The sequence below is a fragment of the Labilithrix luteola genome (assembly GCF_001263205.1).
GTDB classification, from domain to species: domain Bacteria; phylum Myxococcota_A; class Polyangia; order Polyangiales; family Polyangiaceae; genus Labilithrix; species Labilithrix luteola.
Map to the genome: position 1 here is coordinate 26877 of NZ_CP012333.1, position 25424 is coordinate 52300.

Here is a 25424-nt window from a genome sequence, read left to right on the forward strand (position 1 = left end):
GTCACCTCCGCGCCGCAGCGCCCGAAAGCTTGTATCGAGGTCCGAGATTCTGAAGTTCCAGCGCCATCGCAGCGAAACGCATCCCCGCCCCTGTCGTCATGGCAGCCCCAGGAGTGTCGGAAATCGAGACCTGGACAGACATCTGCTTATTATAGGCAGCTGATACGTAGGTCTCCACGAGGCCCCGAATATTGAGCGGCTGCAGTTGCTGGCTCGTCCACGTCGCCGTCTGTCGGATGGTCTCGTCGTAGTTGAATGCGAGATTCACCAGCAGTCCACAATCGTCCTGCTGCTCGCAGAATGTCTGAATCCGGCGCATCCTCTGATACCCCTGAACCTGGGTTTTGATGAACGGGACCGTGATCGTCGTCGGAACGAAGCAGTTCCTCCCGGTGACGTCCTGGTCCATGCAGCGATTCGGATCGGTGGGCGTGCGTTCCTGCCAGAGGTGGCCATCCGTCGTGAGGACCGTGAACTGCTGCGAGCCAAAGGTCAGGCACGTCGACGCAACTGGCGCCGACAACTGCCCGTACTCGTGCGTAGTCCACTGCCCGAGCAGGTAATCGTAGACGACAAGGATCTGGTCCGTACCTGCGGTGTTCTGGCAGGCGAAGCGGACTTGCGTGCTCGATGGGGCAAGTGTCACGCTGACAATGACGGGGAAATCGGAAGTCTGATCGATGACGCTCTTGCCGATGAAGTCGACCTGCAAGTCTCGGCCGAGCAGATAGATGCCGTTGTTAGGGGCCTGGAACATGAGCCCCCTCGGCGTCAGGACGACGCTCTGCCAAGCCTTCGCCCCAACATCCGTTGCAATGGCCTGCGGCGTCGACCACGTCGAGTTCGTGCCTGCATCGCTCGGACCATCGCCCTCCATGACCCAGACCGAGCGCGCCTTGAACACGACAAACTTGCCGTCCATCGAGCCGAGCGCCGTGATGTCCCCGCCATCGGGGAAGGGAACGACCAACGACTCGTTGAAGCCGGGCGCCTCGCCTGGGGTGAATGCCTTCGAGAACCAGACATTGCGAAGGGTCTCGTCGACAAGAGCTTTCCGGTCTTGATGCGCGATCTGAATAAGTGACGCCGGGGGGTTCACATTGTCGAGCGCCCCGCCCGTCGTGTAGAGCAATGGATTCGTGGCCGGGGGCATCGCCCCAATCTGACCCGTGGCGGGGTATCGGATGGACGTTGGTGCAGCCGCCTGCCCCGTGTTTGATACGACGATCGAGTCTTTGTAATAGAGCGACCCGCCAGTCGTTCGAGTCATGTAGATGTCGGCGAAGACCTTTCCGACGGTCGTCGATGTGGCCAACACATCGCGATAAGACGGAATCGGCGGGGTGATGTACAAAACCGGCGCGCCGCTCCCCGTCGAGACGGTGAACGGGGCAGTAATGAAGGGCGCGCTTCGATGTGTCAGCCCGCTTGAATCGACAGAGCGATACACAACCGCAAACGAATACTGTCCAGGAGGCATCGTTGATGTGGGCGGGTCTGGGGCGACCCCCTTCACATACGTGAGTTCCGGATAGTTGAAGAAGCCGTCCTCGAAGGCCGACTGACCGTCCGCAACAAACGGGACAGCGCCCGAGATCGAAAGCTCGGCCCCAATTTCACTAGTTTGGTAGAGGCTCTGAGTGCTGGCCTGGTCCCAGAAAAAATCGACAGCCCACGATGGGCCCGCCATCGTCGCCGTATCACCGCGAGTCTTCAGGCCCACCGCAACGCGGGTCGCAGTGCGGGAGACAGTGCTCGGCATGCCTGTATGGAAGCCGCCGAACAGGTCCAGAATACCCTGTCCGGCATTCGCAGCAATACGAGGCGCGACCGTTGTGACGGGACGACAGACGTCGGTGGAGACAGTTCCTGCAGGCATGTTGTCGCCAACGCCTTGATACTTGCAGAGATATAGAGTCAGCTGTTGTGACTTGCTGGCCTCCGTTGAAGATATTACGTAATCTAGGTTGTAGTAGAGCGGCTGGTACACCTCCCCATTCACAACGAATGGCCTAGTGGCGGGGTAGAGGCCAAAGCCCCCACGTCCACTTGCCAGTGTGGTGGGTGAGCCGGCAAAATCTATAATTACCGTCCAGTTAAGTCGGAATGGGGACGGTCCGTTCCCGCTCGAATCTGGCGTTCCCCGCCCCCAGTACGTTACGAATGCCTTATTGGTCCCAAGAAGCGCTGCGCCAGAGACAGGAAAAAAGGCCCCAGTGGTGTAGGGCGCGCTTGCATAGTTGGTGGTGCCGTTCCCGTTGAGGCCGCCCGTGCCGGACGCGAACGCATAGTTCGCATCTCGCCGCTGGGCCCACAGGCGCATGGTTGTGGCAGTGTTTGCGCTCCAGAAAACGAAGACGGACTGCCCGTATCGCCCGACTACATAACAGCTTACGCCCAGTGACTCGCCGGCCGCGAGGGATTGGTCCACGCTCGTCTGAAGCCCGCCGGGCCTCCAATACGCCGTTCGAATCTTCGGCGGTGTACCGGCTACGTCATACGCCACTAACCAGCCGTTCGCGGGGTCGTCTTCGTAAGGCGACACGTCGACGATGGTGCAGGTCGCGACGAGCGTTGTCGGCGCCGTGAATGCGTTGGCCGCGGGGTTGTACTGGATATAGTCGACACGCGTGGTCTTCTGATCCTGAATGACAATGACCGGCCGCGGGTTGCCGTTGGCGATGCCCGGAAGGTCAAATGCGCTGACGACGCGAGGGATCGTGCCAGCATCGACACTGCCCGTGTTCGCATAGATGAGCACAGGCTCGAGAATGACGTTGCCCGAGGCCACGTCGTAAACGCTGGCGAGCAGATTGAACGACGAATCCCAGAAAATCGCGATTCGCAACAACTGCCCTGAATACACGCAATCAACCAGCGTCGGTGGCGCGTACTGGTCGCCTGTCGTGATGTGCCGACGCAGGCACGCAACGTTGGGCAGCGAGGCCACACCGACAACGCCGCCCGCGGTCGTGCCGCCAACAGGTGCCGTCACGTGCTGATACAGGCCGGTCGAACAGAGGATCGAGAGACTCGAGCGACTCCAGCCCACGATACGCGTCCCGCTCGTTAGTGCGGGCAACACGGTGCTCCCGGCGATGAGGGCGTTCGGCAAGTGCTTCAGCCCCGCGCGCTTGTCGATGGCCCCGACCTTGACGAAGTCTCCATTGACGATCGCCGCCTGACGAGCCGACGCGTCGAGGTACTCCTTTGCGATCTTCTCATCCAAGCCGCCCGCAAAAGGCACATGGATAACGGAGGTCTCACCTGCCATCGTCGTACTCCACGGCGACGAGCGCATCCGGCAAGGGCGGGTATGGGCTCAACGTCAATGTCTTCTCTTCCGCATTTGCGAAACACGTATAAAAGGTGTCCCCACACGGAAAGGCACCGTCGACGACGACAAAGGGGAATCGCCTCGGGCCGATACAGAGGAAAACTCCCGTCACGCGGCCCTCAGGCGCGGGAAGCACAAGCACCTCACCACGCACCTCCTCGCAGTACTCGAGCGGGGCGTCCAAATTCACCTTCCGCTTCTCGACTTTGACAACGACGGGGTCGCGGCGTCCGTCCCGGACCCGAATTTCCAGAGTATTCACGTGCTCTGCCCTGTTGCGGTATCGATCTGCTTCGACGCGCGCGGATAGAACCACAAGTCGACTGTGCAGCTTTGTGCGGCAACCAAGCGAAGCTGGTTATTCACGTCGAAGCCCGATTGGTCTGCCGATTCGGAGATCTGAGCCGCGTTCTGCAGTCCGCCGTAGGACTCTCGAACAACAAAGCACGCCGCGGGCGCCCCTAAACTGTGTGTGATGACCTTCGCTGTAAGGGCCGTAAAGCTGACGGAAACCAAGACGCCCTGGACGAAGGGGCAGTTATTCAACGAGCCCGCAATATCGTTCCGGGCCTGCTGCATCGAGTCCAGCTGCCGGTCGCCCGTGTACTCTCGCTTGAGTGTGAATTTCGTCGCCGCCATCACCACTCCCACTCGTAGAAGAAGTCTCTGTTCGCGATGACGTGGACCTGCTCCGCCGTCTGCTGGTCTCGTCGTGATGCCATGGCGCGGATACGCTCACGCTGCGCGCTCAAGCGCCCCTCGAGCAGCTGAATCGTCTCGTGTTCGCCGGCCTTGATCAGGCACTTGATGGCGGCGTCGAGCACGATGAATTCCTCCCACCCGTTGATGGAGTCGAGGGTGTCGTCGGGATCGGTGAGCCGTGGCGCGGTGGGCACGTAGTTGAGCGTCACCTGGTAAGCGCCCGCCGGCAGGGGGATCAGCGCGATGTTCTGGCCCTGGATCTGGTAGTACGCGGGGCACGAGAAGCCGAAGCCCGTGGAGAACGGCCCGGCGTTGAACCGGTTGCGCTGCTCCTCTTGGAACGCGTAGATGGCGACCGGCGCCGCGCCGAATGTCGCGAAGAGGTCGACGCTGATCATCGACAGGAAGTCCGCCGGCAACGCGTACGTCTTCTGGTTGCCCGACGTCGTGAACGAATACGAGCTCCGGCTGTACGTGCCGTTCCACGTCGTCTGGCGGACCTCGTCGCACCACTCCGCGATGCTGCCGTTGACGATGTCGGTCAGCTCGTCGGACGTGATGAACTGCGTGGCGCCTTCGAGGTTTGCTCGCTGAAGCGCGCGGGCTTTCAGGTCTGCGAGAGTCACCGAATATGCCACTACGCCTCTGGGTAATTCGCAGCCTGCCTCGTGGATGCGGGAGGGCTCGAACCTCCAGCCTCAGGGGTCAAAGCCCTGCGCTCTGCCGATTGAGCTATGCATCCAGGTCCCAAGTGAAGGAATCGAACCTCCTTGCAAAGCGCGCCGGGTTACAGCCGGGTGCCCTCCATAGGGCGTACTTGGGATGACGCCGCCCGAGCCGAAGCGCGGGCGGCGGTGCTTGTGTGATGTGCTCGTCCCGAGGGTCAGAACTTGTCGTCGTGGCCCTCTTCGCCCTCGTCGCCTTCAGCCGATTCCTCCTCCGTCTCCCCTGCGTCCTCGCGGTCATCCAGCTCCTTGCAGAGCGAGCCGAGACTGCGGAACGCCCGATAGACGGCTTCGGGGTTCTTCGTGGAGATGGCGCCGATGAGCGCCCGAGCTGCATCCTTCGCCGAGGCCTTTGCCTCGCCGAGCCCCGGCTCGCCGCTTTCGTCCCCGTCCGGCTCTCCGTGCGAGGGCTTGCCAGCGAGCATTACTGCAATCGAGGGGCCCTTCACGGCTTCACCGTGCTGTTGCGGAGCGTGAGTTGCACGTTGATGTAGTCGCCGGCCGTGACGTCGACGAGCGTGAACACGCCGGCCGCGTTCTTCACGACCCACAGTTCGAACTGCCAGGTCCCGTCAGCGTTCTGCGAGCGCTGCTTGATCTGCGCGTACGAGTTATTGTCGGGCGCCGCCATCTCGATCCAGGCATCGCAGTTCACGAGGCCCGCGAACGGGTTCGTGGTCTTGAATCGGTACTTGCCAGTCGCGATCTTGGTGGCGATGAGATACGAGCCAACCGAAGCGCCCGGCGTGTCACCCTCGACGAACGTCGGCGCATTGGCCGCCACCGCGTTGGCCTTCAGGGTCGCGTTGTACTGGACATGCCGGACGCCTTGGGTCTCCGGCGAATGAAAAGAACGATCTGCCATGTCGGCTGCCTTTCCGTATTCAATTCACGTCAGCCCCGTATTCAATTCACGGGGAAGGCGAGAGCAGGCGAGAGCGCACCACGCGCCCTCGCCTGCCTCTTCGTCAGAACTCGACGACCGCGTTGTGGCCGGGGAGACTGCAGTACGTGGCCGCGCGGTAGAGCGTGCGGAACTCGTACGAGTCCGAGCCCGCCGTGCGGAGCCAGTTCAACTTGTCGAGGAAGTCGACTTTGGGCAGCGAGCCCATCGACGGCATCTTCCAGGTCTTGATGTCGAGGATGTATGCCACGCCCTGCGGACAGAACGGGTCGGTCATGATCTTCACCGCGCCGAAGGGCGCGACGTACTCGATGGCCGAGAAGCCAATCTGCGGGTTCTTGTAAGCCGTCTCGGTCACGATGCGCGACGCGGTCGTGAGGTCCTTCGCGATGTCCGCGAAGTCGAGGTCGTTCATGATGATGTGCGTCGGCTTCCCGTTCAGCCGATGGAGCATCATGCCGGCCTGGATGAGCGACTCCTTCTTCGGCGCACCGCCGCCGGAGAACGCGACACCCGCGAGGCGGACCGGGTCGGTCGAGCGGTCGACGCCGTTGAAGAGCGTCGAGAGCGCATTGCCCGCGCGCTTCGAATTCGCAACGAGCCAGGCCGGGATGCCCTGGAAAGCGAGACCGAAGTCGCCGTCTGCGAACAGGTAGTCGGTATTCGCCGCCGTGCCGATACCGGCGCTCCAGTTGCCGCTCGCGGTGAGGACACCCGTGAAGATGTCGACCGCCGTGAGCGTGACCGAGCCCGCCTTGACGGCGCCGCTCGTGCCGTCCGTCGTGGCCAGCTTGAGTACCTGACCGGGGCGGAACTTGATGGCGTCGCTGGGGTTCTTCAGCGTGACGTTCGTCGTGGTGACGTCCGACGTGCCACCGGCAGCTGTGCCGCCGTCGAGCTGACCGAGCGCGCCGCCGCCGTTCGAGAAGAGGAACGAGCCGATCTGCTGACCGATGGCGGAGTACGCGCCCTCGGTCTCCGAGATGACCGCCTTGACGAAGGCGCCCTTGTCATTGCCGGCCTTATCGAGGACCTCACCGCTCACGAGCGCGCGGGCGTAGCCGCTGCGCCACGGGCAGCTCCAACGCTTGTAGATCGACGAGCTGGTCGAGGTGAAAGCCACGGTGTCCGTCGCCGAGACCGCCGACGTGATCGCTGAGCGAATCGCGCCCTCGTAGGACGAGCCGGATCCGCCGGTGTCCTTCGGCATGACTGCGAGCGTCGAACTCGTGAAAACGAGCGTCTCGACCTTCGCGGGCGTGTAATACTGCTTGAGCACCGGCGTCGCGGCGCTGATATCGAAACCTGCCACTGTGAGACTCCTGGGAAGCGCTGATTCGGAGTCAGCGCGGGATTGAAAATCGCGATCACTTCGGCGCGGGTTTCAGCGCTGCCGGGACCGAGGCGATTTTCAGGAGCCTGCGGGCATGAACAGGTGATTGCAGTCCTGCTCACCAAGACTAGTGAGCAAGATTGCTAGTCGGCAAAAGAAAGTCAGACTGCGTCGGGGAGAGACGCCGCGATTTGGGCAATCTGCTCGTCCTCACTCAGCTCGTGCCACGGTCGGGCGGCCACTGCGCGCTCCTGCGTTACCGCATTGGTGAGCGTCTTCGGCGCCGGGGCCTGCGGAGGGGCTGCCTTCGCGGCGGGCGGAGGTGCCGCCCTCGGCGCGGGCGGAGGGTCTGCCTTCAGGGCGCGCTTCGGCGCGAGGTACCGCTCGGCCGCCAGCGCAACTTGCGCGTCGGTGAGGCCTGCGACGTCGTAGCCGTTCTCCACGATCTGAGCGATGGCCTCGCGGGCGGCAGAGAGCTGTGCGCGGGGGCTCAGGTTCGAGAGCTGTGGGTACCGCGCCTCGTTGTCGGCCACGCGGAGGAAGTTCTGCTCCGTCGTCTGGCGAGCTAGCGCCGCACGTTCATTCTGGAGGCGCTCTTCGAGCGCGAGACGCGCTGCGCGCTCGGCGGCGACCTGCTCCCTCATCTCGTGGAGGAGCGCCTCCGGCGTGCCCTCACGGAGAGCTCGCTCTGCGAGGTCTTCATCGGTCATCCCGAGCCCCTTCAGGGCCTTGTAGGGGTCCTTCGTGAGGCTCTCGCGGAGCGCACGTCCCTCTTCGGCCTCCTTCCGGGCTTGCGCCGCCTCGCGGGCCGCGCGCTGCTCCGCCATCCGGCTCTTTTCCTGCGCCTCGCGCATCTCCCTGAAGCGCCGCGAGCCCTCGCGAGCGCGCTTGGCGGCTGCTTCGGCGCGAGCGAGCGCCTCCGCGTCCTCGTTCAGCTCGGGGGCGGGCTCCTCAGCGGGAGCGGCTTCGGCTGCGGGCGCTTCGCCCTCGGCCAGACCCTCGACAGGCTCGTTGGAGAGCTTCGCAGCATCGACCGCGTCGGCGGTGTTCTCGGGCGCCGCCGACACCGGGTCGGGGAGGAGTGCGGCGAGAGACTCGATCGTGGGTTCGCCGCCGGCCGGGGCGGTGGGGGCGGCGGGCGCCGCTGCGGTGGTGGCTTCGGGGGGCATTGTTCAGACTCCCATCATGTTCGAGGCCGCATGGTGGGCCTGCATACGTGCCAAGTCAGAGTTGATGCGTTGCTGCATCGTGGGTCCGGTGGGTCCGGCGGGGCCCGGAGAGCCGACGGGCGGCGGTGGGGCGGGCGGAGGTGGCGGCGGGGGCAGCAGGTCCTGCGCGTCGCTGATCCAGCGATCGAGCATGTCGAGACGGTCCTCGGGCACGTTGTCGAAACGCGCCTTGAGGAAGACCATCTGCATCTGCTTGATGGCTTCCTGCAGGTTCATCTGTGCGACAGGCCCGAAATACTCGCCTTCCTCGATGATGCGTCGCGCGGCTTCCATCGTGTTGTCGTAGGAGGCTGATGCGTACGAATTCAGCGATTCGATGTCGGGCATATCCAAAAGACGGCGTCCGTCCTCCGGAGTGACCATTCCCGCGTTCATCATGTCCTGCACCTGGCCCAAACGTGCCGCCGGGTCGTCGGCGAGCTTGTTCGTCGGGTACATGGAGAGGACGTATTCCTCCTCGCGGAGATGAACGTCCGCCCACTTCACCGCCTCCATCATCTTGCCGGGCGCGCGGACGGTGAAGTCCGGGTGCGATTCAGCAATCTTCGCGGCGTGGTGGAGGATCTGCTCGGCGACCCTCATGTACCAATCCTGGTACTCCGCGTAATTCGGCTTGAATCGTGTGCTCGACACGTCGGCGTAGGTCTCGATGGCCTTTCCGCTGTTCAGGCCGGCGGGCTTCTGGCCCATCGCGGTCATCTGCGAAACGCCCGGGAGCTCGAATGCCTTGTTCCACAACCGATCGAGGTGCGCGTACACGTCCGACGCGACCGTGTTGGGGGTCTGGTACTCGGGCTTGGTGCCGGCGTAGCGGATGATGCTCGCGACGACGTCGTCGATGGCGTTCGTGTTGACCCTGCTGTTCTCCTCGACCAGCCAATGCCCGACGGCGTACATCTGGGCGCGTTGGATCATCAGGAGCAGGCGAGAGATCTCGACCTGGATGGGCGCCAGCTCGTCGGCGAGGCTCTCGCCGTGCACGCCTTGAATCGGACGCTCGCGGTAGAGCAGCTCACACGGGAAACGGTGCCAGTCGTACTCCTCATCGAGCACCGGGGTATCGACGCCGACGACGGCGATGACGTGGCGACCTGCATGCTCGCCGCTCGCGAGGTGCCAGCCCTCGATCACGACGCACCACTCGACGAGGTTCGCCTGCTCGAAGGATTCGCCTAGGTCGTCGAAGCCGGAGGCGGTCGCGAGCGACTCAATCTGCGCGGCGAGCGGCGCGTCAGGCTTGCCGAAGTGTCCGGCGCGGACGGCGGAGGCGAACGCGCGGCGGTCCACGAACTTCGCGTGGTACCCGTTCGGCGGCTTGCCATCGGCGGCCTCCTGGTCGTCGAACAGCCACTCCCACGGGAGCGTGCGCTCGATGCCGACACGCGGCTGCTTCGGGGTCGTGGTGTCGAGGAAGAACTTGACCACGCCGAAGTCGAAGAGCGCGCTGTCGCGCACGACCTGGTAGGCCTGCGTGTGGAGCTTCTGGTCGTATGCCGTGCCGTCGACGAACTTCTCGAGCTTCTTCGCTCGACGCTGGAGCGCGTCGTCGCCGCCGGACGTGACGAAGGAGATCTTCGGCTTGTCCTTGGTGACCATCGCCGTGTACGTGTTCACCACGGCTTTGATGACGTTCAGAGCGATGCGCCGGCCGCGCGAGACGGTGCGCTGCCGATACAGCTTTGGGCTCAGGCCCATGAGCGGGAGCGAGCCGTACATGCGGGCAGCGCGGAGCATGCCCTCACGACTCGCTTCCTGGTCCTTCCAGATCCGTGCGGCGACGTCGCAGACAATGCGCGCGCGCTCGGCCTCGTTGTCCTCAGCCCACCAGCGAACGTCGCTGAATCGGCTGCCCGATTCGCTCTCGTCGTAGTTGCTCATTCATCATCCGGGGGCAGTCCTTCAGTCGCTGCGAAAAGCAGCTGGTCATAGGCGCTCTTCTTCGGCGCGGGCTTGGGGGCGTCGGGGTCGACGGGCGGGAGCGGTTTGACCGGCGCCTTACCCAGCTTGATGCTGATGCCGTCGCCGGAGAATTCCGTGATGCCGTGCTCCCGCATGACGGTCGCGTAATTGCAGAGATCTTCCGGGCTCAATACTCCTCCGGGTCGAACCGTGCCCCAATATCGTAGTCGTCGAATCGCGCTCTCGCAGCGGCGCGGGCCGTTTCCTCTTCGTGTCGTTTCCAAACCTTGGCGACCTGTTTGCGAATCTCGTCGAGCGGGTCCTCAGTCTCTGGCTCGGGAACGGTCTGGCTGAACGCCGTCGTGGCGCGCCACGCGTAGAGGAGCGCGTCGGTGAGGTGGTTGTCGAAGCCGTCGGCCTCTTTCAGATGGGAATCGTCAGACCACGGCAGCTCGTCGAGCTCCTTGATGAGCGCGGCGTTCGTGGGCTCGAGGATGACCAGCTCACCGCGCTCGATCGCGCCGTTGAGTAATCCGATGTAGCCACGCTTGTTTTGCTTCTGGGCGGGCTCGATGGGAATCGAATACCGGCGCGTGAATTCCTGGCCGAATGCTTTGCCCATGCCGCCCAGGTCACCGATGACTTGGCTGAACGAGTACTGCCTTTGATAGGCAAGTACACGCTGGGCGGCCTGTGTGACGGTGGTGCCTACTTCTTTGAACGACTCGACGATGTAGACGGCCCTGTCGTTCTTCCGCCACCCGAGCACGACATAGGCCGTCGCGTCCTTGATACCGAAGTCGATGCCGAGCAGGTATGCCCACTCGCCGCCGGGCATGGTCTGGAGCCGGCGGGCCTTCGCGTAGACGAGGCCGGAGGCGTCCTGAATCCAGATGCCCTCTTCGAGCTGCCGGCGCGTGGCCTCGTCGAGGAGGGAGAGGCTGCGACGGTACTCTTCGACGTCGAGGTGCGGGTTATCCGCGAGCTTCGAGGGGATGAACCGACACTGCGGGTTCTTCGACTTGACGAAGCGATTGAACACCCACGCGTGCCCGAGCCCGCCGGGGTTCGTCGCGCCGCGCGCGCGGAGCGGGATCTTCGAGCCCCTGGGGCGGCGCAGACGCGAGAGCAGGTAGCGGTACCAGGCCTCCGGGAACTGCGTCGTCTCGTCGAAGCCGACGAACTGGAGCTCCGAGCCCTGGTAGCGGAAGCGGTCCTGGGCGTTGTCGAGGAAGCCGAAGGTGAGCGTGGCGCCCGATGGGAACGTCCACGTCTTTTCCTTCTCGGACCACTTCGCGCGCGTGCCCTGGAGCCATTCGTGGCTGCGAGCCATGATGGCGCCGGGGAGCGCGAGGTCAGCATACGTGCGGCGAAGGATGAGCGCGGCGTAGCCAGGCTGGTCGACGTACTGGAGCGCCGCCATAAGCAGCGCGTCAGACTTGCCGCCGCCGGCCGCGCCGCCGAAGAGGACTTCGAGCTCAGTGCTGTCGAGGAACTCCTGCTGCTTGACGGTGGGCTTGTGCGGGCACCACTCGCTGTAGCGGTCGCGGCGCTTCTCCTCGGCCTCGAGGGCCTCGAGTTGCGCGAGCAGCGTGGCTTCCTCGGCGGGCGTCACTTGGCGAGCCGGCGGGGGGACGGTCGCGTGCCGATGCGAAACTTCGGGAGCGGCGCGGGAAAGAGCGTGCGCATGCACGCCTTCGTGCGGTCGTTCAGCATCTGGATGACGGCGTCGCCCGCGCCGAATCTGAAGTGATCGATGTCACCGGGTGTGACGTCGAACAGCGCGATCCTCCGCGTGTGCTTCGCGTTCGTCGCGATGAGTCTGACGGTGTACCCGTCGAAGTCCGCGTGGTACGCCTCCGCTTGGACGCGCCAGCCGTCGCGCACGTTCGGCGAGACGATCATCTGCACGATGCGCGTGATGTCGTCCCTATTCGGGACTCTCACTTCGCCGCGGGGGTGACTCCTGCGGCCTTCGGCTTGAAGAAGAGCACGCGCTCGCGCGGGACGAGGTGCTCTTCGTTGGACCGCTCGTGGCGAATGCTCACGAGGCCCGTGACCGTGTCGAGCTCCACGCTGTAGCCGGCGGTCTCGGCGAACTGACAGGTCGACGTGGACGCGAGGCCTTGGGTGCCTCCGAGGCGCCGGAGCGAGAAGTCGAGTTCGACAGTGCCATAGGGGATCTTGGTTGAGGGCGTGGGAGCCTCCAGGGTTTCGGGTTGGACGGTGGCGGCGGGCTTGTTGGCGGGTTTGCTCATGGCTTTCCTCGTGGGTTGTCGACGCCAGCGAGCAGCACGCGGGCGATGCCCTGGCCGCGCAGCTCCCGACGCAGGTAGACGTAGTGCAGCTTGGGGCTTGCGTCGGACGTGAGGACGGACCAGCCCAAGATCGCGTCATCGTCATCGGGCAACGTCACGACGCGGAGCACGGTCGTCGGCGCGGCGAGAATGGCGCGCACACGGGCCGTCGCATCGCGCAAGCGCTCGCCTCGCACATGGGAGTGCTTCGACCAGCTGTCGACCACGAATGGCAGGTCGGTCGCGCGACCCATGCGAATAGCGAATGGGATACGGCTCATTCCTCGCCTCCAGGCGGCAGCGCCTTGACCTCGATGACCTCGAACGGCGGATCAGCCGGCTTCGCCGTGAGGCGCGCGAGCAATTCCGCCTTGCGCGCCGCAAGTTGCTCGGGAGACAGCGCCGCAAGATCTTGATGCAGCTCCACACGTTGCGGGGCACCTGCGCCCGAGACCTGCGCCCAAACCTGCGCGGCCTTCACGACCGACGCGTTATCGCCGCTCGCGATGGCGTCATCGATGACGCGGTCGAGGGCGACCGTAATCTTGCTGATGACACGGTCGTGGTCCGTGAGCTCGGCGCGCACGATGCGGCTTGCCTCGGTAACGATCTCACCCACCACGTTTTTTGGTAGGTCCCACTCGACCATCAACGCTTTGTTGGAGACGCCCGTGCGGTACTTGAGCGCCCGCATGAGATCGGCCACGTACTCCACACGCGTTTCATGCAGGCGCTGACGTTCGGCCTTCGTTTCAGGCGTTGCGGGCGGGCGGCGCGCGGGCTTCGCGGGGCTGGGCGCGGTGTCGGGCGGCGCTTCGACAATCGGGCGGGGCGTGGGGCGTTTGCGGGGGCGGGCCACGAGGATACTAGCGAGCGCAAACGACGACGGCAGGCGGGCGACCGGCGCGGCCACGAGAGTGGCGCGGAGCTCCAACGCGAACGCCCCGCCAGCGGCTAGCGCGGGCGGGGCGTCGGGTCTCGCGTCGCGTCAATCCGGACGGTCGAGACGCAAACGGGGCACAAGCCCTGCGGCCGTGCCCCGTTCCTAGGTCTTTTCAGTGGTTTAGCGTGCGCTAGCGAAGGTTTCAGCACCCTTACAGCTAGTGTGGTGACGCTTCAGGGAGCGACAAGGCCCACGATTCGACGACATCGCAAAGTGTGAGCCCTTGCGCTTGCGCGTAGGCGCGTAACCGGTCGGCGGCGGCGGGGAGCATGCGCACTTTGATTTGCTGTCGAACGCGATCGGTCTCCTTTTGACTCGCATGACGCGACTTGCGAAGGACGGGTACCCCCGCGAATCCCCTTGGAGCTTCGGGAACGCGTTTCGATGCTTCTGCGCAGTCTGCACGCTTGCAGAGCGCACCTTTCCGACGGCTAGGGCCACCGCAGAACGGACAAAGGCAATTGGTCGGCTTAGGCTCGGACATGGCTGCACCCTCCGGTGATTGCAGCGTGCACATATCGACGGCGGCGCGCATTCAGACCTCCGCGTCCGGCTCCGTGCCTTCGAACACGTAGGCATTCCCACGCCCGTCCGGCATTCCGCCGCCGTGCAGTTGCCCGCGCCAACCGTACTTGGTGCAGAGCGCAATCGCGGCGCGCGTGTGGTTCTCGTCACTGTCGATCGCGTAATCCCATTCGATCGTGACGCTACCCGCTTGCGCGGTGGCCTTGACGCGCGCGCCTCGGGAATTGGTCGGACCGAAAAACTTGGTGGTGATGGCTTGACGCATGGTGGTGTGAGCACCTTTCTTTGCGCGGTCGAGACATTCGAACGACGCCGCATGCCCCGCCCGTCGAATTGCGGGGCATGCTGGCGGCACTCGAAGTCAGACGTTAGCGAGCTGATACCACCATTCGATGTACCCGCCACACCGCTCCGTCGTTCGCCGGACGGTCACCAGACCTTGCGACTCGAGTTCCGCCACGGCGCGCTTGTCCTCAGGCAACGCCGCGTGAACTTCGTCCCCCGAGGCGTCGCGAGCCATGGCCAACATGATGCGCGCTCGCCCCTTCATGGCTCGCCGTACCTTTCCCACGATTGCATCGTGAGCTCTTCACCGTACGTGGTTGCAAAGTCCAGTTGCTCCGGCGTGTATCCGTCGAAGTATTCCGAGTCCGTATCGCCGGGCTTGATGGCTACAAGCGACGTGACAAGTTCGCGCGTGCGGTCACCGTCATCAGTGTCGACCGGGGACGGGTGACACCAGGTCTGACCCTCGTGCCAGACCACCCTACGGAACTTCGCATCACTCGAGCGCCCGCTCGTGTGCACCGCCTCAATCGTGATCCGGCTAGTGCCTCTATCGTCGTAGCGTCCTGTGTGGATTGCGTGAATCGTGAGCCGCGTTCCGTCCCAGAGGGCATACCTCAGGGTGAACAGCCGATCGCCCTTCACTGTCCACCCCCGAACGCGCGTCGCGCCAACTCCCTAGCCGTCGCGTCGCGCGCCGCACGCGCCTCGAACTGCTCCGGCGTCACGAGACCACGCGCGACCATGGCACGGAGCTCGTCCAAGGTTTTGCCGTTGGTGTTCATGCCGCCACCTCGACGATCTCGAACTCTTCGACGAAGCCGCCGATCTCCCACACGCAACGGCCCGAGCTGCGCGGCGTGCCGAACGAGTGCGCGAAGTGATGGCCCTGCGACGCGACAAGCGCGCTCGCGAATTCGTGACGAAGATCGCCCTGCCTTGAGTAGTCCCGATGCGTAAGCGCGTACTGCAGCGCGCTTAGCTCCGCAGTCATCGCCGCGGGGCCTTTGCCGCCCCCCTTAGGCATCCCAACAGGGAGGCGCGCGCAAACCCGAGCGGCCGACTCCGCCGCAACAACCGAACCGTTGACCGTGAGTACGAGAGACATAGGGTGTGAGCCTTTCTCGTTAGTGCGCTTTCGCGCTTTTGAATCCGTCGAACAATTCAAACCCTAATCCCGGGTACCCCGACCGTCAAGCGGCTAATCGCATTTTCTTTCTAAGCCACTATTCTCCTTATGGGCAATTCATCCGACGGCCGGACGCCGAAACACGAAAAGACGACACCCAAAAACGGGGTCGGCCACTGGCTACGAACTGCACGCCTGCGACGTCGGACGACGGAGGCAGCGCTCGCGAAAGCGCTAGGCACCGAGCAGTCGATGATCGCGATGATCGAACGCGGCGAAGCGCAGGCGAACGATGCCCTGCGCCAGCGCATCAACGCGTGGATTCGCGATGGACACCATGAAGGGGGCGTTCCAAAGCGCGGGCCGTACAACAAGGGCGGCTAACGTCGACTCCGCCACCACCGCTAACACGAATTATCAATAGCGGCGCCGGGACCATCCCAGCGCCGCTATTGCTTTATGGCTTTCCGTCTCTCGTAATGGCGAATTATCAATTAGTCACATCCGCCACAACTGCCACAATCCCACTGTCATCAATGATGCCCTCCGCTTCGAGCCCTTCGAGCAGCGCTGTCGCCTCTTCGTCGCTCGCGCACTCCGCCTGCAATGAGATCTCGTGGGCCAAGACCACCGCCTCGGCAACCTGCCGCGAAAACTCCGCGGCGATCTGGCGGAGCCTCCGCTGGGCCTTGGTCGGGGGCGAGTCGGTCGATGACGAGTTGGTTCCCACGTACACACTAGTCAGCGCATCCGACGTCGCCAACCGCAGCCGCTCCCAAATCTCTCGGGCACCTTGAACCGCCCGACCGCGTTGAGCCCGATGCCGATGGCGTCGAGGGTGTGGGTCTTCGAGTCCTTCACCTCGCCGCGCTCCTCAGGCTCCCACCGCGCGGCGAGGGCCCGCTCCTCGGCGGTGAGGCGACTCCAGACGCGCCGACAGCACGCGTCCTTGTCCAGCGTCCCCTTCCACTCCCGCGGGGTGACGTAGCGCACGTCGACCCCGTGGGCCATCAGGATGCCGGCCTGCGTGCCTGCGGTCACGGCGAGCTTGACGATGTCGTTCGGGTTCTTCGTCTTGCCGCCGGGGTAGATCACCGGATGCTCGATGACGGCGACGGTGACGCCGTCGAGGATGTCCGGCGGTGGGGCGCCCTTGCCGCACGCCTGTAGGTCGCCGGTGGTCGCGTCGAACGTCGCCCACCCTGCGTTGTTGCCTGGGTCGATGGAGAGGAGCGCCATGGTTCAGCTCTGTCCTTGTCTTCGTGCCTTCAACCTGTCTCTGAAAACCCGGCCCGGTACCCGCCCTCTATCCGGGGCGTTTCACTGCCCCGGATATCGGGCGGAACTACCTGGGTCGGTCGGGTACTAGTTCCGGAACCGGAACTGATGAAACCCCTATAAAATAGGGCGATTTCTCATCGCAGTTCCGCCGGAACTGCTCCGGAACTGCAGTTCCCAGGGCAGTTCCGGACCAGTTCCGGGAACTGCTCCGGAACTGGCCCGAGCGCCCTCTCAGAGGGCCTTCTTGACCCCCATCCATCGACCCTCTCCGCTCTGGCAAACAACCCCCCGCAGCCTCAGCCGTTCGACGAACGTGGTGTCCACGTACGCCTGACGCGCGAGCTCACTCGCCGTCACGAACACCAAGTCCGACGCAAGCACATCGAGCACGCGCTGCGTCTGATGCTCCTCGCCGTTGAGCGCGTAGCCGCCGGTCTTGCCCAGCTTCACGATCTCCCCGTCCTCCGACATCTCCATAAGCGTGTCGTTGACCAATTTGCGGTTCCGGCCCACGGCCTCGCGGATGGCGGTGACGTTGGCCATCGGGCCCGTCGCCAGCACGAGACGAATCGCCTGCTTCGTGTCCCCTTCCTTGAGCGGGTCCCGCGCCGGCTTCGCCTCGTCCTCCGAGAACGCCACGAGGCGCGCGTCCTTCGTCAGCTCCACATTCACGGGCGCGGGCTTCTTCTGGGGACCGGGCTTGTCACAGACCATCCGCATGCGCTTGACCCCGTTCTCCGATTCGCTCACGGGCTCAAACCGGAAGACGATGTCGCACTGGTCGCGCATGCTCGAGTGACCGCGCATGCCCCCGCCCTTGTTTGCGTGGTGGATGAAGACCACCGTGCAGCCGGTCAGTTCGGTGAACGTGCCTGCGTGCTTGATGCCCTCTGAGAACTGCGACGCGTTCTCGTCCAGCCCTCCAGGCATCGCCGCAGAGACCGAATCGAACACCAGGAGGGTGATGCCTTGCTCCTTCACGTGCTCGGTGAGCTCCGCCCAGAACTCCACATTGTCGAGCCGCTGCCCGCCGTAGCGGTAGCCGAGGTCAGGAATGTCCTGGCCCTCCATCATCCCGGACATCGCGGTCACGATCTCCAGGTGGTTCACACGGCGCTGGGTCTCTTGCATGCCGTCCTCGTAGTCGAGGTAGATCGCCCTGCCCTGCTTCACCGGGTACATCTCCAGCCATGGCTTCCCGGTTGCCACCGAGATGGCGAGGGACAACGCTGACCAAGTCTTCACGGAGCCGCCCTCTGCGAAGAAGGCCACGACCTTGCCCTCCGGAATCAAGCCTTCGAGGAGGTAGCTCGGCGGAGGGATGGGCTTGTTCCATCCTCCCCACCGGATGCCTAACTTGTCGAGGACACGGTCGTCAGACGAGTCGGCGGCCTCTTCGGCGCGCTTCTCCGCCAGCATCTGATCGAGAATGCTCGTCGGGGGAGGCTCCTTTGGCGCGTTGAGCAGCGCCTGGAACTGTGCGAAGCCCTTCTCGTCGAAGCCGGTCAAGAGCGCGCGCGCCGCGTCGACGGCCTCGTGTCCGACGCAGGATGCAAGGTTCGCCCAGCTTCCGACCAGGCCTCCGCTCTCAGCCTTCAGCCAGGTCTTCTGTACCGTCCGCGTGCGCTTTGGGCGGTCCTCGTCGCCCACGAGCCGGCACACGTCGCACACGAAGTCGACGGCGGCGTCCTGGTCCCACCCCAGGTGCCAGAGCACTCCGGCGAGCGCGAGCTGCGTGCCGTCGCGTCCCTCTCCCTTCGCAGGCCACGCGTTCGCCAAGATCGCTGCGGCGCGCTCGAGGCGCGTGCCGCTCACGGGAATGGTCTCCTCTCGAGGGGCCGTGAGGGCCTGCTCGACTTTGCGAATCTGCTCTGCCTGCCAGTCCGCGCCGGTGAGCGCTGGCTGCCAGAGGCCGATGTCGTCCGCGTTCTCGGTGGTCGGGAGATCAAGGACGACGCCATCGCGCATCGCACGCGGCGCGCGGAACAGGTGCTGCCAGTCCTTGCATTTGCGGTCGGCGACGATGCCGTAGACGCGCTGCAGGTAGTTGCACCATGCAAGGTACAGCTCCGACCACGACGCCGCCTCATCAGCGTCGAGGATGTAGAAGGGGCGCGGCAGCCGGCCCACGATGCGGTAACCGCCGCGTGTGCGGTAGATGAAGGCGCCGTCGAGGATCAGGTCGTTGGCCTTCTCCATCTCCGCCTCGAACCACTCGTCCGTCCCCACGTGGCCCGGCCCGTCGACGTCGAACACCGCGAGCTGCATCTGGATGTTCGCCTCGTCGGCGTGCTCGGTGATCGACGCGTGCGTGTGACGGTGCACGATGTCGGCCGAGTACGAAACGAAGTGCGCGTCGGTGTCGTAGTCCTCGGTGAGCGTGCGCGCGATCGGGAAGAGGTTGCCGCGCGCGTCCTGGTGCTTCGGCCATCCGCCGACCTGGGCGTGCTCGAAGATCAGCGTCGAGACGGGAGGGTTTGCCATGCCCACAATACTCAGTTCAGAGGGGGTCTTGTCCGCGCGGCCTGAAAGAAAGTTGAGCCGCGCCTCCGTAACGAAAGCGACCACGGCCCGGACAAAACCCGTGCCCCAGTGAGTGTAGGGGGCATGACGAACGCAACGCCGAAGCGCTCAAAGGTCCCTGACGGCAAGTGCCACATCTGCATGGTCCGCGATGCCGAGCCCGGCGCGCGCGCCGACGATCTCTGCGCGCGCTGCGACGAAGCTCTAAGCAGCGCCGCCAGGACCGCCTCGGAAGCTGGCGCCGACCTAATGGAGCTGCTGCTCATTACGGTCGGGCATCTCTGCCATCCGCGAGTGCCGCTGCCCTACCAAGTCGACGACTGCGTCCGCGAGGTCGCCAAGGCGTTCGACAAGAACATCACGCTCATCCTCCGCACGGTGCTCTACCTCCACAACGAAGAAGTCGACGCGTGCAATGATGCAATCGAAGAGGTGTCGGCGCTCGAAGACGTAGTCGAGGCGCAAGACGACTTGCTCAAGATCATTCGCGGCGCCTGCGACGTGGCGCTCTCCGTTTCCCTGGCCGAGGAGAACACCCGCCGGGCTGGGTGACCGCGCGACCGCGGGTTGAGTCCGCGATACCGCTCGTCTCACCGTCGCAAATCAAGACGTACCGCAGGTGCGCGCGACGGTGGGGCTGGCAGTACATCACGAAGATTCGCACGCCGTCCTCGCCTGCCGCTGAACTCGGCACCGACGTCGACGACAACCAGCTGCAGCCCTACCTCAGAGACGGGCGACCGTTCGACTTCACGCGCATTAGCGGGGAGATTGCGAACAGCCTGCTCGAATTCCTTCCGCGCCCCGCGACGGAGGGAACGCCGCTCGAAGTGCAAAAGCACTTCATCCTGCCGAGCCCTGCAGCGAAGGGAGAATTCGGATTCCAGGGATACAAAGACCTCGTTCTGCCCGATAGCAAGTGGTCGCCAGGACTCGCGGGCGGTGCGCCGTACGTCGGCGACTTCAAGACGACGAGTGACTTCAAGTGGGCTCTCACCGAAGAGACCATCTTGGAGGACGAGCAGGCCATGGTCTACGCGGCCGACGCGATCTTCCAAACGCGTTCGCCCATCATCGACCTCGACTGGATGTACGCGCGCACTCGCGGCGCTCGGAAGTCCAAACGCGTGCACGTCCGAGTGACGGCGGAGCACGTCGTCGGGCAGTTCCAGCAAATCGAGGCCACCGCCATCGAGATGTTCGACGCCCGCAAGAACATCACCGACCCGCTCGCACTGCCGCCGAGCCCGGAAGCATGCGCCGACTTCGGCGGGTGCCCATTCCGCGACCGCTGCAACCTCTCGCCGAGCGAGCACGTTGCCGGGCTCGAAGCGCTCGCAGCCAAGTCCGACCCACTCATTCAACTCAAGAAGAAAGCAGACGTCCAATCCATGTCCAGCACCAGCTCGCTCCTCGCCAACCTCAAGGCAAAGAAGGCCGGTCTCGCCGCCGCGGCCGCGCCTGCACCTGCGCCCACGCCCGCCGCGCAACCGTCCCTCGAAGAGCATGTCGCGGCGAACCCGCGCGCGTCGTTCCTCACGCAGCCCATGCCGCCGGCCGGCACCCTCGGCATCAACCCGCCCGAGTCGCGCCTGCCACCCCCGCCCCCCGAGGCGCTCCCTGAGCCGCCACCGGTCGGTGAGGCCGCGACCGCGCCGAAGAAGCGCATCACGGCCAAGGCGCGCGCCGCGCAGAAGGCGGCCGAGACCGAGCCCGCCGCGCCGGCTGCCGCCACGGACCCGCGCCAGCTCTCGCTGCCCCTCGACCCGCCGGACGCGTACGACGCCGGCCGCACCATCGTCAACGTTCGCGACCTCGCAGACGCCATCGTCGACAACCTCATCGCACGCCTCAAGGCGGTCGGCTGATGATCTCCACTGGCAAGACCCTCGGCCGCTACGCGGTCAGCCTCGACCGCGACGGCAACGAGATGTGCGAGCTCGCCGGCCCGGTCACGCTGCCGGCCAGCTACGCCGAGCGCGAGATCCAGCTCGCGGAAAAGAACCTTTCCCGTGGTCGCTCCCGTGTCGATCTCGTCATCACGCGCACGACCCTGCACCTCACCGTGCAGCGCTCGCGTGAGGCTATCCCCGATTGGGGCGACCGGTTCAAGAAGGACCCGCGCCGATTCGGCTCCCTCCCGCGCCCCGGCGTTGTCGAGGTCCGCCGTGACGGCTGGTGACGTGCTCGCCCTAACGTTCGTCTTCGCGCTCATGATCATCTACTGGCCGCCCGACCCGCCTCCACCGCCGTGGCGCTGGGGCTGATGGGCACGAAAGAACTCGTCGCACTCCTCCGGGAGTGCGTCGGGCTCCTTCGGGAGCACGAACACGAGGCGTGCAACGACTGGGGCCACTCCCCAGGTCTGGACGGCGGCGCCCACAAGCCGGGCTGTCGATGGGCGAAAGCCTTGGAGCAGGCGAAGGGACTGGGATTCTGATGAGCGATACCGAAGTAGCCGCTGTGCCGGAGTGCTGCTCCTTCTGCAAGAAGACGCGCAAGCAGGTGAAAGTCCTCATTCGAGGCAAGCACGCGTTCATCTGCAACCTGTGCGTCGGCCTCGCGCAGACGCCGCTCGCGCGCGTCGCCCACTGCGTGGAATGCACGGTGGTGAATGGCAAACACGATCCCGAGTGCCCGGAGGCGACATGAGCAAGCCGTATCAAAAGAAGAGCGGCTCGCCGCGCAAGCGTAAGCGCACGCCGAAGCAGACCACGGTCGTAGCAGGTGCCGTGCTGAAGCCGCTCTACCCCGCACGCCCTATTCCTCACATCGCGTGGTCTCCCCGGCCCAAACAACGAAACTGGAGACGCATCATGATGACTGCACTCTACACACTCGGCGTCGCCTGGTGGTTCTATTACGGGCACGAGGCTGGCGGCTGGAGCACCGAGCTAGGCAATGTCTGTTACTGCTTCGCCGCCTACATCGCGGGTGACGCGCTTCACGCGCTGTCGCGGGATTAGCGAATATGGACCCGCAGAAAGCTCAGCACTCCAGCGAGTCAAACGAGCACTACACCCCGGTCGACCTCATCGAAGCCGCCCGCGCCGTGATGGGAGGCATCGACCTCGACCCAGCTACCACAGGCGCAATAAACGCCGCGCACGTGAAGGCACCTCGCTACTTCACGAAAGAGACCAACGGGCTCGACAAGCCGTGGCACGGCCGCGTGCTCCTCAACCCGCCCGGCGGCGCGATTCGCGAAGGCAGACGCGTTCGCTCCGTAGCCGCGATGTGGTGGGACAAGCTCGTTGACGAGTGGATTGCCGGGCGCGTCGAGCAAGCCGTGTTCTTCGGCTTCAGTGTCGAGTGCCTTGCCACGACGCAGGACGCGCAGTTCCCGGTTGTATCCGTGCCGTTCTGTATCCCGCGAAAGCGCATTCAGTACCTGCAGCAACAGGACGACGGCACGTTCGTCCCCGGCACCGCTCCGCCGCACGCCACGGTCATCGGGTATCTGCCTCCCGACAATAAAGAGGGGGAGGCACGCCTGACGGCCTTCGGGCAGGTGTTCTCCAGATTCGGAATCGTCCGTTTGTAGGATACATGGAAATCGAAAAGACCGATTGCCTGGAGCGCATCATCGCGCTCCCGAGGCGGCAGCCTGTTGCACCCGAAGGTCTGGTGGAGCAGCTGACCGAGCTGCTCAAGACGCCTTGGGGCACGATGAGGTTGCGCGCATTGCAGGCGCTCGCCCTCCACGACATCGGCGTGTGTGGCGGCGGGTTCCTCCCGCTCGACGTCGGCGAGGGCAAGACGCTGATCTCCGCGCTCGCTGCGTACGTCCTCGACGCGCAGCGCCCGCTGCTCCTCCTGCCGGCGAATCTCATTCAGAAGACGGCGCGCGAGTTCCGCGAGCTGTCGGAGCACTGGCTCGTGCCGAATCACATTCGGATGATGAGCTACCAGATGCTCGGTCTCGTGCAGAGTGCACGTGACCTGGAGCTGTACAACCCCGACGTCATCATCTTCGACGAGAGCCAGAAGACGAAGAACAGGGACGCCGCCGTGACCAGACGCATCGAGCGGTACATGGACGCGCACCCGGAGACCAAGGTCGTCGCGATGACCGGCACGATCATGCGCAAGTCGCTCCTCGACTTCGCGCACGTCCTCCGGTGGGCGTTGAAAGACGGCGCGCCGGTACCTCTCGAGGATAGCGAATGCCTGATGTGGTCGATGTGCCTAGACACGAACATCGAAAACGAATTCATGAGAGTCGAGCCGGGCGCGCTGCTCGAGCTCGCCGACCCCCGCGATGTCGAGTCACGCGGTGAACTCGTCGCCGCTCGGCGAGGATTCCAACGACGTCTCCGCGAGACGCCGGGCGTTGTTGCCTCGGCACTCTCGGGCACAGACGTCGGCGTCGGACTCACGATTCGACCCATCGTCTACGAAGTCAGCGAGGAGATGCGCGAGCACTTCGATGTACTGCGCAACGACAAGGTCACTCCCAACGGCGAGGAGCTATGGGAGGCCGCCGAGGTCTGGGCGCATTCGAAGCAGATGGCGCTCGGCTTCTACCAACGGTGGACACCGCCCGCGCCGGACGAATGGCGCGAAGCGCGCCGACAGTGGGACGCGTTCGTGCGCAGCATCCTCTCGACGTCACGCACGTGGGACTCGCCGCTGCACGTCGCCCAGGCATGCGACGCGGGCGAGCTGCCGACGGACAAGCTCGAACGCTGGCGCAAGGTGAAGGACACCTTCGTGCCGAACCCGGTCCCGTACTGGGTCGACGACAACGCGCTCAAGGTCTGCGCCGACTGGATGGCTCGCGGGCCTGGGCTGGTGTGGACGGAGCACGTCGCATTCGCGGAGCGCCTGTCGGCGCTGACCGGCGCGAAGTACTACGGCGCCAAAGGCCTCGCGGCCGATGGCCAATTCATCGACGACGCCGACCCGAACAGCTGCGTCATCGTCTCGATCGATGCGAACCGCGAGGGCCGCAACCTGCAGAGGAAGTGGCATCGGAATCTCATCACGAGCTTCCAAGAAGGCGCGGACGTGAATCAGCAGCTCCTCGGGCGCACGCATCGCCCGGGGCAGACGAAGGACGTCGAGGTCGATGTGCTCGTCGGATGCCGGGAGCATGTACGCGCCTGGTCGAAAGCCAACGCCGGCGCGTTCGCGATTCGCGACACGGTCGGCAGTCAGAACAAGCTCCTCATCGCGAACACGGACGAGTGGTTCGACGTGGACGAGATGGAGGAATGGCCCGGACCTGAATGGGGAAACTGCGAATGATGAACATCGTCACGCTCACGGTCGAAATGCCGGAGGATTGGACGGACCACGATCGGGCGATATTCCAGGAGTGGCTCAACGATCACGTGCTCGTAGGCATCAATCCGCTGATCTGGAAGAAGCCGGGCTCGTGGTTTGGCAAGAACATCGCCGCGCTTGCAGTGAACGCGAAGAAGTAGCGGACAGAACTTCTCTTGAACTGAGTGTACCGACCGACGAACGCCACACCGTTCGTCATTCGAATTGAATTGACACAACGACTCTCTCACACGGAGCAATCATATGGGTGCAGCGTCCTATTTCGACGATATGGCGAAAGCGAAGTCGCAAGCCGGCGGCCAGTACGTCAAAGGCGAAGGAAAGTTCCTCGTCACGATTCAGCGCATCTTCGTCCACGAAGGGCACAAGGGCCGATTCTTCATTTGCGAATTCAGCGTGGACGAGTCGACATCGCCGCTCGACCCCGCCGGCTCGACCCGTTCGTGGTCGGCGCCGCTTCTTGGAGAACGTGCAAAGTACAGCTTTGGGGACATCAAGAATTTGATCTTCGCGGTCACCGGACATCACCCGAAGGACGTCGCAGATCCCGACCTGAACCCCGAGCTACACAACGAAGCGACGCGGCTCGTGATGGCGGCCGTCGACCCGGCCTACGCCAAGAAGAACGATCTCGACGCCACGATCCTCATCGGGGAGCAGGTGCAGCTCGAGACCAACCTGAAGGCCACGCGCCCGAAGCCGGGACAGACACAGGGGGGCACCTTCACGGTGCACAGCTGGTCGCCAGCGTCGGCCGGCGAAGCCGTGGCCTGAGCATCACGGTCTTTCCAGACGCGACATAGGGTCGCAAAGGGACTACGTGCCTGCCGTGGTACCCCGAGGGACCAGCGATCTGCTGTCCATCTGCGATCGCTCAGGTTATGTAAGGAGCATCTTGGTGCGACTGTCCGTCGAGTAGCAGTACTCACGGACGGCACGAAGAGCGATTGACTGACCCATCAGGCGTCTCACACCGCCTGATGGGCCGAAATAGACGAACCGGCAGGGACTCACACTCCCTGC

At 64.4% G+C, this 25424-nt stretch carries 31 protein-coding genes and 1 tRNA gene; 10 read left to right on the forward strand and 22 right to left on the reverse strand.

Annotated elements, in window-relative coordinates; genetic code table 11:
- Nucleotide 1: 1 nt before the first annotated feature.
- The 19 genes from AKJ09_RS00170 to AKJ09_RS00260 form a co-directional block, all read right to left on the reverse strand.
- The gene (locus tag AKJ09_RS00170) at nt 2-3274 is read right to left on the reverse strand and encodes a hypothetical protein (RefSeq protein WP_146644932.1); all 3273 of its coding nucleotides are present in this window, start codon (nt 3272-3274) and stop codon (nt 2-4) included.
- Complete coding sequence (locus tag AKJ09_RS00175; RefSeq protein ID WP_146644934.1) at nt 3264-3599, reverse strand: hypothetical protein; 336 nt, start codon at nt 3597-3599, stop codon at nt 3264-3266. Before AKJ09_RS00175 ends, AKJ09_RS00170 begins: the two co-directional genes overlap by 11 nt.
- Nucleotides 3596-3979 carry a hypothetical protein gene (locus tag AKJ09_RS00180; protein WP_169927132.1) on the reverse strand — a complete coding sequence of 128 codons (384 nt, stop codon included), beginning with the start codon at nt 3977-3979 and terminating at the stop codon, nt 3596-3598. The genes AKJ09_RS00175 and AKJ09_RS00180 overlap by 4 nt, the downstream gene beginning before the upstream one ends.
- Nucleotides 3976-4665 (reverse strand): phage adaptor protein, encoded by a 690-nt coding sequence (locus AKJ09_RS00185; RefSeq protein WP_146644938.1) that lies wholly within the window; start codon nt 4663-4665, stop codon nt 3976-3978. Before AKJ09_RS00185 ends, AKJ09_RS00180 begins: the two co-directional genes overlap by 4 nt.
- Before the next feature lie 43 nt (nt 4666-4708).
- Nucleotides 4709-4781, reverse strand: a tRNA-Gln gene (locus AKJ09_RS00190).
- 141 nt (nt 4782-4922) lie between these two features.
- Complete coding sequence (locus tag AKJ09_RS00195) at nt 4923-5213, reverse strand: hypothetical protein (protein ID WP_146644940.1); 291 nt, start codon at nt 5211-5213, stop codon at nt 4923-4925.
- A complete protein-coding gene (locus tag AKJ09_RS00200; protein ID WP_146644943.1) occupies nt 5210-5629 on the reverse strand; it encodes a hypothetical protein in 420 nt (139 codons plus the stop codon). Before AKJ09_RS00200 ends, AKJ09_RS00195 begins: the two co-directional genes overlap by 4 nt.
- A gap of 103 nt (nt 5630-5732) precedes the next feature.
- On the reverse strand, nt 5733-6980 hold the full coding sequence (locus AKJ09_RS00205; RefSeq protein WP_146644945.1) for an SU10 major capsid protein: 1248 nt from the start codon (nt 6978-6980) through the stop codon (nt 5733-5735).
- A gap of 182 nt (nt 6981-7162) precedes the next feature.
- Nucleotides 7163-8170, reverse strand: a complete 1008-nt coding sequence (locus AKJ09_RS00210) for a hypothetical protein (RefSeq protein WP_146644947.1) — start codon at nt 8168-8170, stop codon at nt 7163-7165.
- Between the two features lie 3 nt (nt 8171-8173).
- Nucleotides 8174-10108, reverse strand: a complete 1935-nt coding sequence (locus AKJ09_RS00215; RefSeq protein ID WP_146644949.1) for a hypothetical protein — start codon at nt 10106-10108, stop codon at nt 8174-8176.
- On the reverse strand, nt 10105-10320 hold the full coding sequence (locus AKJ09_RS00220) for a hypothetical protein (RefSeq protein ID WP_146644951.1): 216 nt from the start codon (nt 10318-10320) through the stop codon (nt 10105-10107). Before AKJ09_RS00220 ends, AKJ09_RS00215 begins: the two co-directional genes overlap by 4 nt.
- Nucleotides 10317-11744 (reverse strand): terminase large subunit domain-containing protein, encoded by a 1428-nt coding sequence (locus tag AKJ09_RS00225; RefSeq protein WP_146644953.1) that lies wholly within the window; start codon nt 11742-11744, stop codon nt 10317-10319. The genes AKJ09_RS00220 and AKJ09_RS00225 overlap by 4 nt, the downstream gene beginning before the upstream one ends.
- On the reverse strand, nt 11741-12076 hold the full coding sequence (locus tag AKJ09_RS00230) for a hypothetical protein (protein WP_146644956.1): 336 nt from the start codon (nt 12074-12076) through the stop codon (nt 11741-11743). Before AKJ09_RS00230 ends, AKJ09_RS00225 begins: the two co-directional genes overlap by 4 nt.
- Nucleotides 12073-12387: a hypothetical protein gene (locus AKJ09_RS00235; protein ID WP_146644958.1), complete on the reverse strand. Its 315-nt coding sequence runs from the start codon at nt 12385-12387 to the stop codon at nt 12073-12075. The genes AKJ09_RS00230 and AKJ09_RS00235 overlap by 4 nt, the downstream gene beginning before the upstream one ends.
- Nucleotides 12384-12707, reverse strand: a complete 324-nt coding sequence (locus AKJ09_RS00240) for a GNAT family N-acetyltransferase (protein WP_205633553.1) — start codon at nt 12705-12707, stop codon at nt 12384-12386. Before AKJ09_RS00240 ends, AKJ09_RS00235 begins: the two co-directional genes overlap by 4 nt.
- A complete protein-coding gene (locus AKJ09_RS00245) occupies nt 12704-13339 on the reverse strand; it encodes a hypothetical protein (RefSeq protein ID WP_169927133.1) in 636 nt (211 codons plus the stop codon). Before AKJ09_RS00245 ends, AKJ09_RS00240 begins: the two co-directional genes overlap by 4 nt.
- A 565-nt stretch (nt 13340-13904) precedes the next feature.
- Nucleotides 13905-14159 (reverse strand): hypothetical protein, encoded by a 255-nt coding sequence (locus tag AKJ09_RS00250; RefSeq protein ID WP_146644964.1) that lies wholly within the window; start codon nt 14157-14159, stop codon nt 13905-13907.
- 281 nt (nt 14160-14440) lie between these two features.
- Entirely contained in the window at nt 14441-14824 is a 384-nt protein-coding gene (locus AKJ09_RS00255) for a hypothetical protein (protein WP_146644966.1), read from the reverse strand.
- Nucleotides 14825-14960: 136 nt separating this feature from the next.
- Nucleotides 14961-15206, reverse strand: coding sequence for a hypothetical protein (locus tag AKJ09_RS00260; protein WP_205633554.1), 246 nt, complete (start codon nt 15204-15206; stop codon nt 14961-14963).
- Between the two features lie 354 nt (nt 15207-15560).
- On the opposite strand from AKJ09_RS00260, the gene AKJ09_RS55440 reads away from it, so the two are divergent.
- Nucleotides 15561-15692 carry a hypothetical protein gene (locus AKJ09_RS55440; protein WP_275936595.1) on the forward strand — a complete coding sequence of 44 codons (132 nt, stop codon included), beginning with the start codon at nt 15561-15563 and terminating at the stop codon, nt 15690-15692.
- A 106-nt stretch (nt 15693-15798) separates the two neighbouring features.
- Here AKJ09_RS55440 and AKJ09_RS00265 read toward each other — a convergent pair whose 3' ends face one another.
- The 3 genes from AKJ09_RS00265 to AKJ09_RS00275 all read right to left on the reverse strand — a co-directional run bounded on the left by AKJ09_RS00265 (nt 15799) and on the right by AKJ09_RS00275 (nt 19073).
- Entirely contained in the window at nt 15799-16038 is a 240-nt protein-coding gene (locus AKJ09_RS00265) for a hypothetical protein (RefSeq protein ID WP_146644970.1), read from the reverse strand.
- 11 nt (nt 16039-16049) lie between these two features.
- The gene (locus AKJ09_RS00270; RefSeq protein WP_146644972.1) at nt 16050-16547 is read right to left on the reverse strand and encodes a RuvC family protein; all 498 of its coding nucleotides are present in this window, start codon (nt 16545-16547) and stop codon (nt 16050-16052) included.
- A 273-nt stretch (nt 16548-16820) separates the two neighbouring features.
- Nucleotides 16821-19073, reverse strand: a complete 2253-nt coding sequence (locus tag AKJ09_RS00275) for an AAA family ATPase (RefSeq protein WP_146644974.1) — start codon at nt 19071-19073, stop codon at nt 16821-16823.
- Between the two features lie 123 nt (nt 19074-19196).
- Here AKJ09_RS00275 and AKJ09_RS00280 point away from each other — a divergent pair, with 123 nt between their 5' ends.
- The 9 genes from AKJ09_RS00280 to AKJ09_RS00320 all read left to right on the forward strand — a co-directional run bounded on the left by AKJ09_RS00280 (nt 19197) and on the right by AKJ09_RS00320 (nt 25175).
- The gene (locus tag AKJ09_RS00280) at nt 19197-19664 is read left to right on the forward strand and encodes a hypothetical protein (RefSeq protein ID WP_146644977.1); all 468 of its coding nucleotides are present in this window, start codon (nt 19197-19199) and stop codon (nt 19662-19664) included.
- The gene (locus AKJ09_RS00285; protein ID WP_169927134.1) at nt 19661-20980 is read left to right on the forward strand and encodes a PD-(D/E)XK nuclease family protein; all 1320 of its coding nucleotides are present in this window, start codon (nt 19661-19663) and stop codon (nt 20978-20980) included. Before AKJ09_RS00280 ends, AKJ09_RS00285 begins: the two co-directional genes overlap by 4 nt.
- Nucleotides 20980-21294: a hypothetical protein gene (locus tag AKJ09_RS00290; protein ID WP_146644981.1), complete on the forward strand. Its 315-nt coding sequence runs from the start codon at nt 20980-20982 to the stop codon at nt 21292-21294. The genes AKJ09_RS00285 and AKJ09_RS00290 overlap by 1 nt, the downstream gene beginning before the upstream one ends.
- A gap of 257 nt (nt 21295-21551) precedes the next feature.
- A complete protein-coding gene (locus tag AKJ09_RS00295; RefSeq protein WP_146644983.1) occupies nt 21552-21764 on the forward strand; it encodes a ClpX C4-type zinc finger protein in 213 nt (70 codons plus the stop codon).
- Nucleotides 21761-22078 carry a hypothetical protein gene (locus tag AKJ09_RS00300; RefSeq protein WP_146644985.1) on the forward strand — a complete coding sequence of 106 codons (318 nt, stop codon included), beginning with the start codon at nt 21761-21763 and terminating at the stop codon, nt 22076-22078. Before AKJ09_RS00295 ends, AKJ09_RS00300 begins: the two co-directional genes overlap by 4 nt.
- 5 nt (nt 22079-22083) lie before the next feature.
- Nucleotides 22084-22656: a methyltransferase domain-containing protein gene (locus tag AKJ09_RS00305; protein WP_146644987.1), complete on the forward strand. Its 573-nt coding sequence runs from the start codon at nt 22084-22086 to the stop codon at nt 22654-22656.
- 5 nt (nt 22657-22661) lie between these two features.
- On the forward strand, nt 22662-24362 hold the full coding sequence (locus AKJ09_RS00310) for a DEAD/DEAH box helicase family protein (RefSeq protein WP_146644989.1): 1701 nt from the start codon (nt 22662-22664) through the stop codon (nt 24360-24362).
- On the forward strand, nt 24359-24541 hold the full coding sequence (locus tag AKJ09_RS00315) for a hypothetical protein (protein ID WP_146644991.1): 183 nt from the start codon (nt 24359-24361) through the stop codon (nt 24539-24541). The genes AKJ09_RS00310 and AKJ09_RS00315 overlap by 4 nt, the downstream gene beginning before the upstream one ends.
- A gap of 130 nt (nt 24542-24671) precedes the next feature.
- Nucleotides 24672-25175, forward strand: a complete 504-nt coding sequence (locus tag AKJ09_RS00320) for a hypothetical protein (RefSeq protein ID WP_146644993.1) — start codon at nt 24672-24674, stop codon at nt 25173-25175.
- Nucleotides 25176-25424 lie beyond the last annotated feature (249 nt).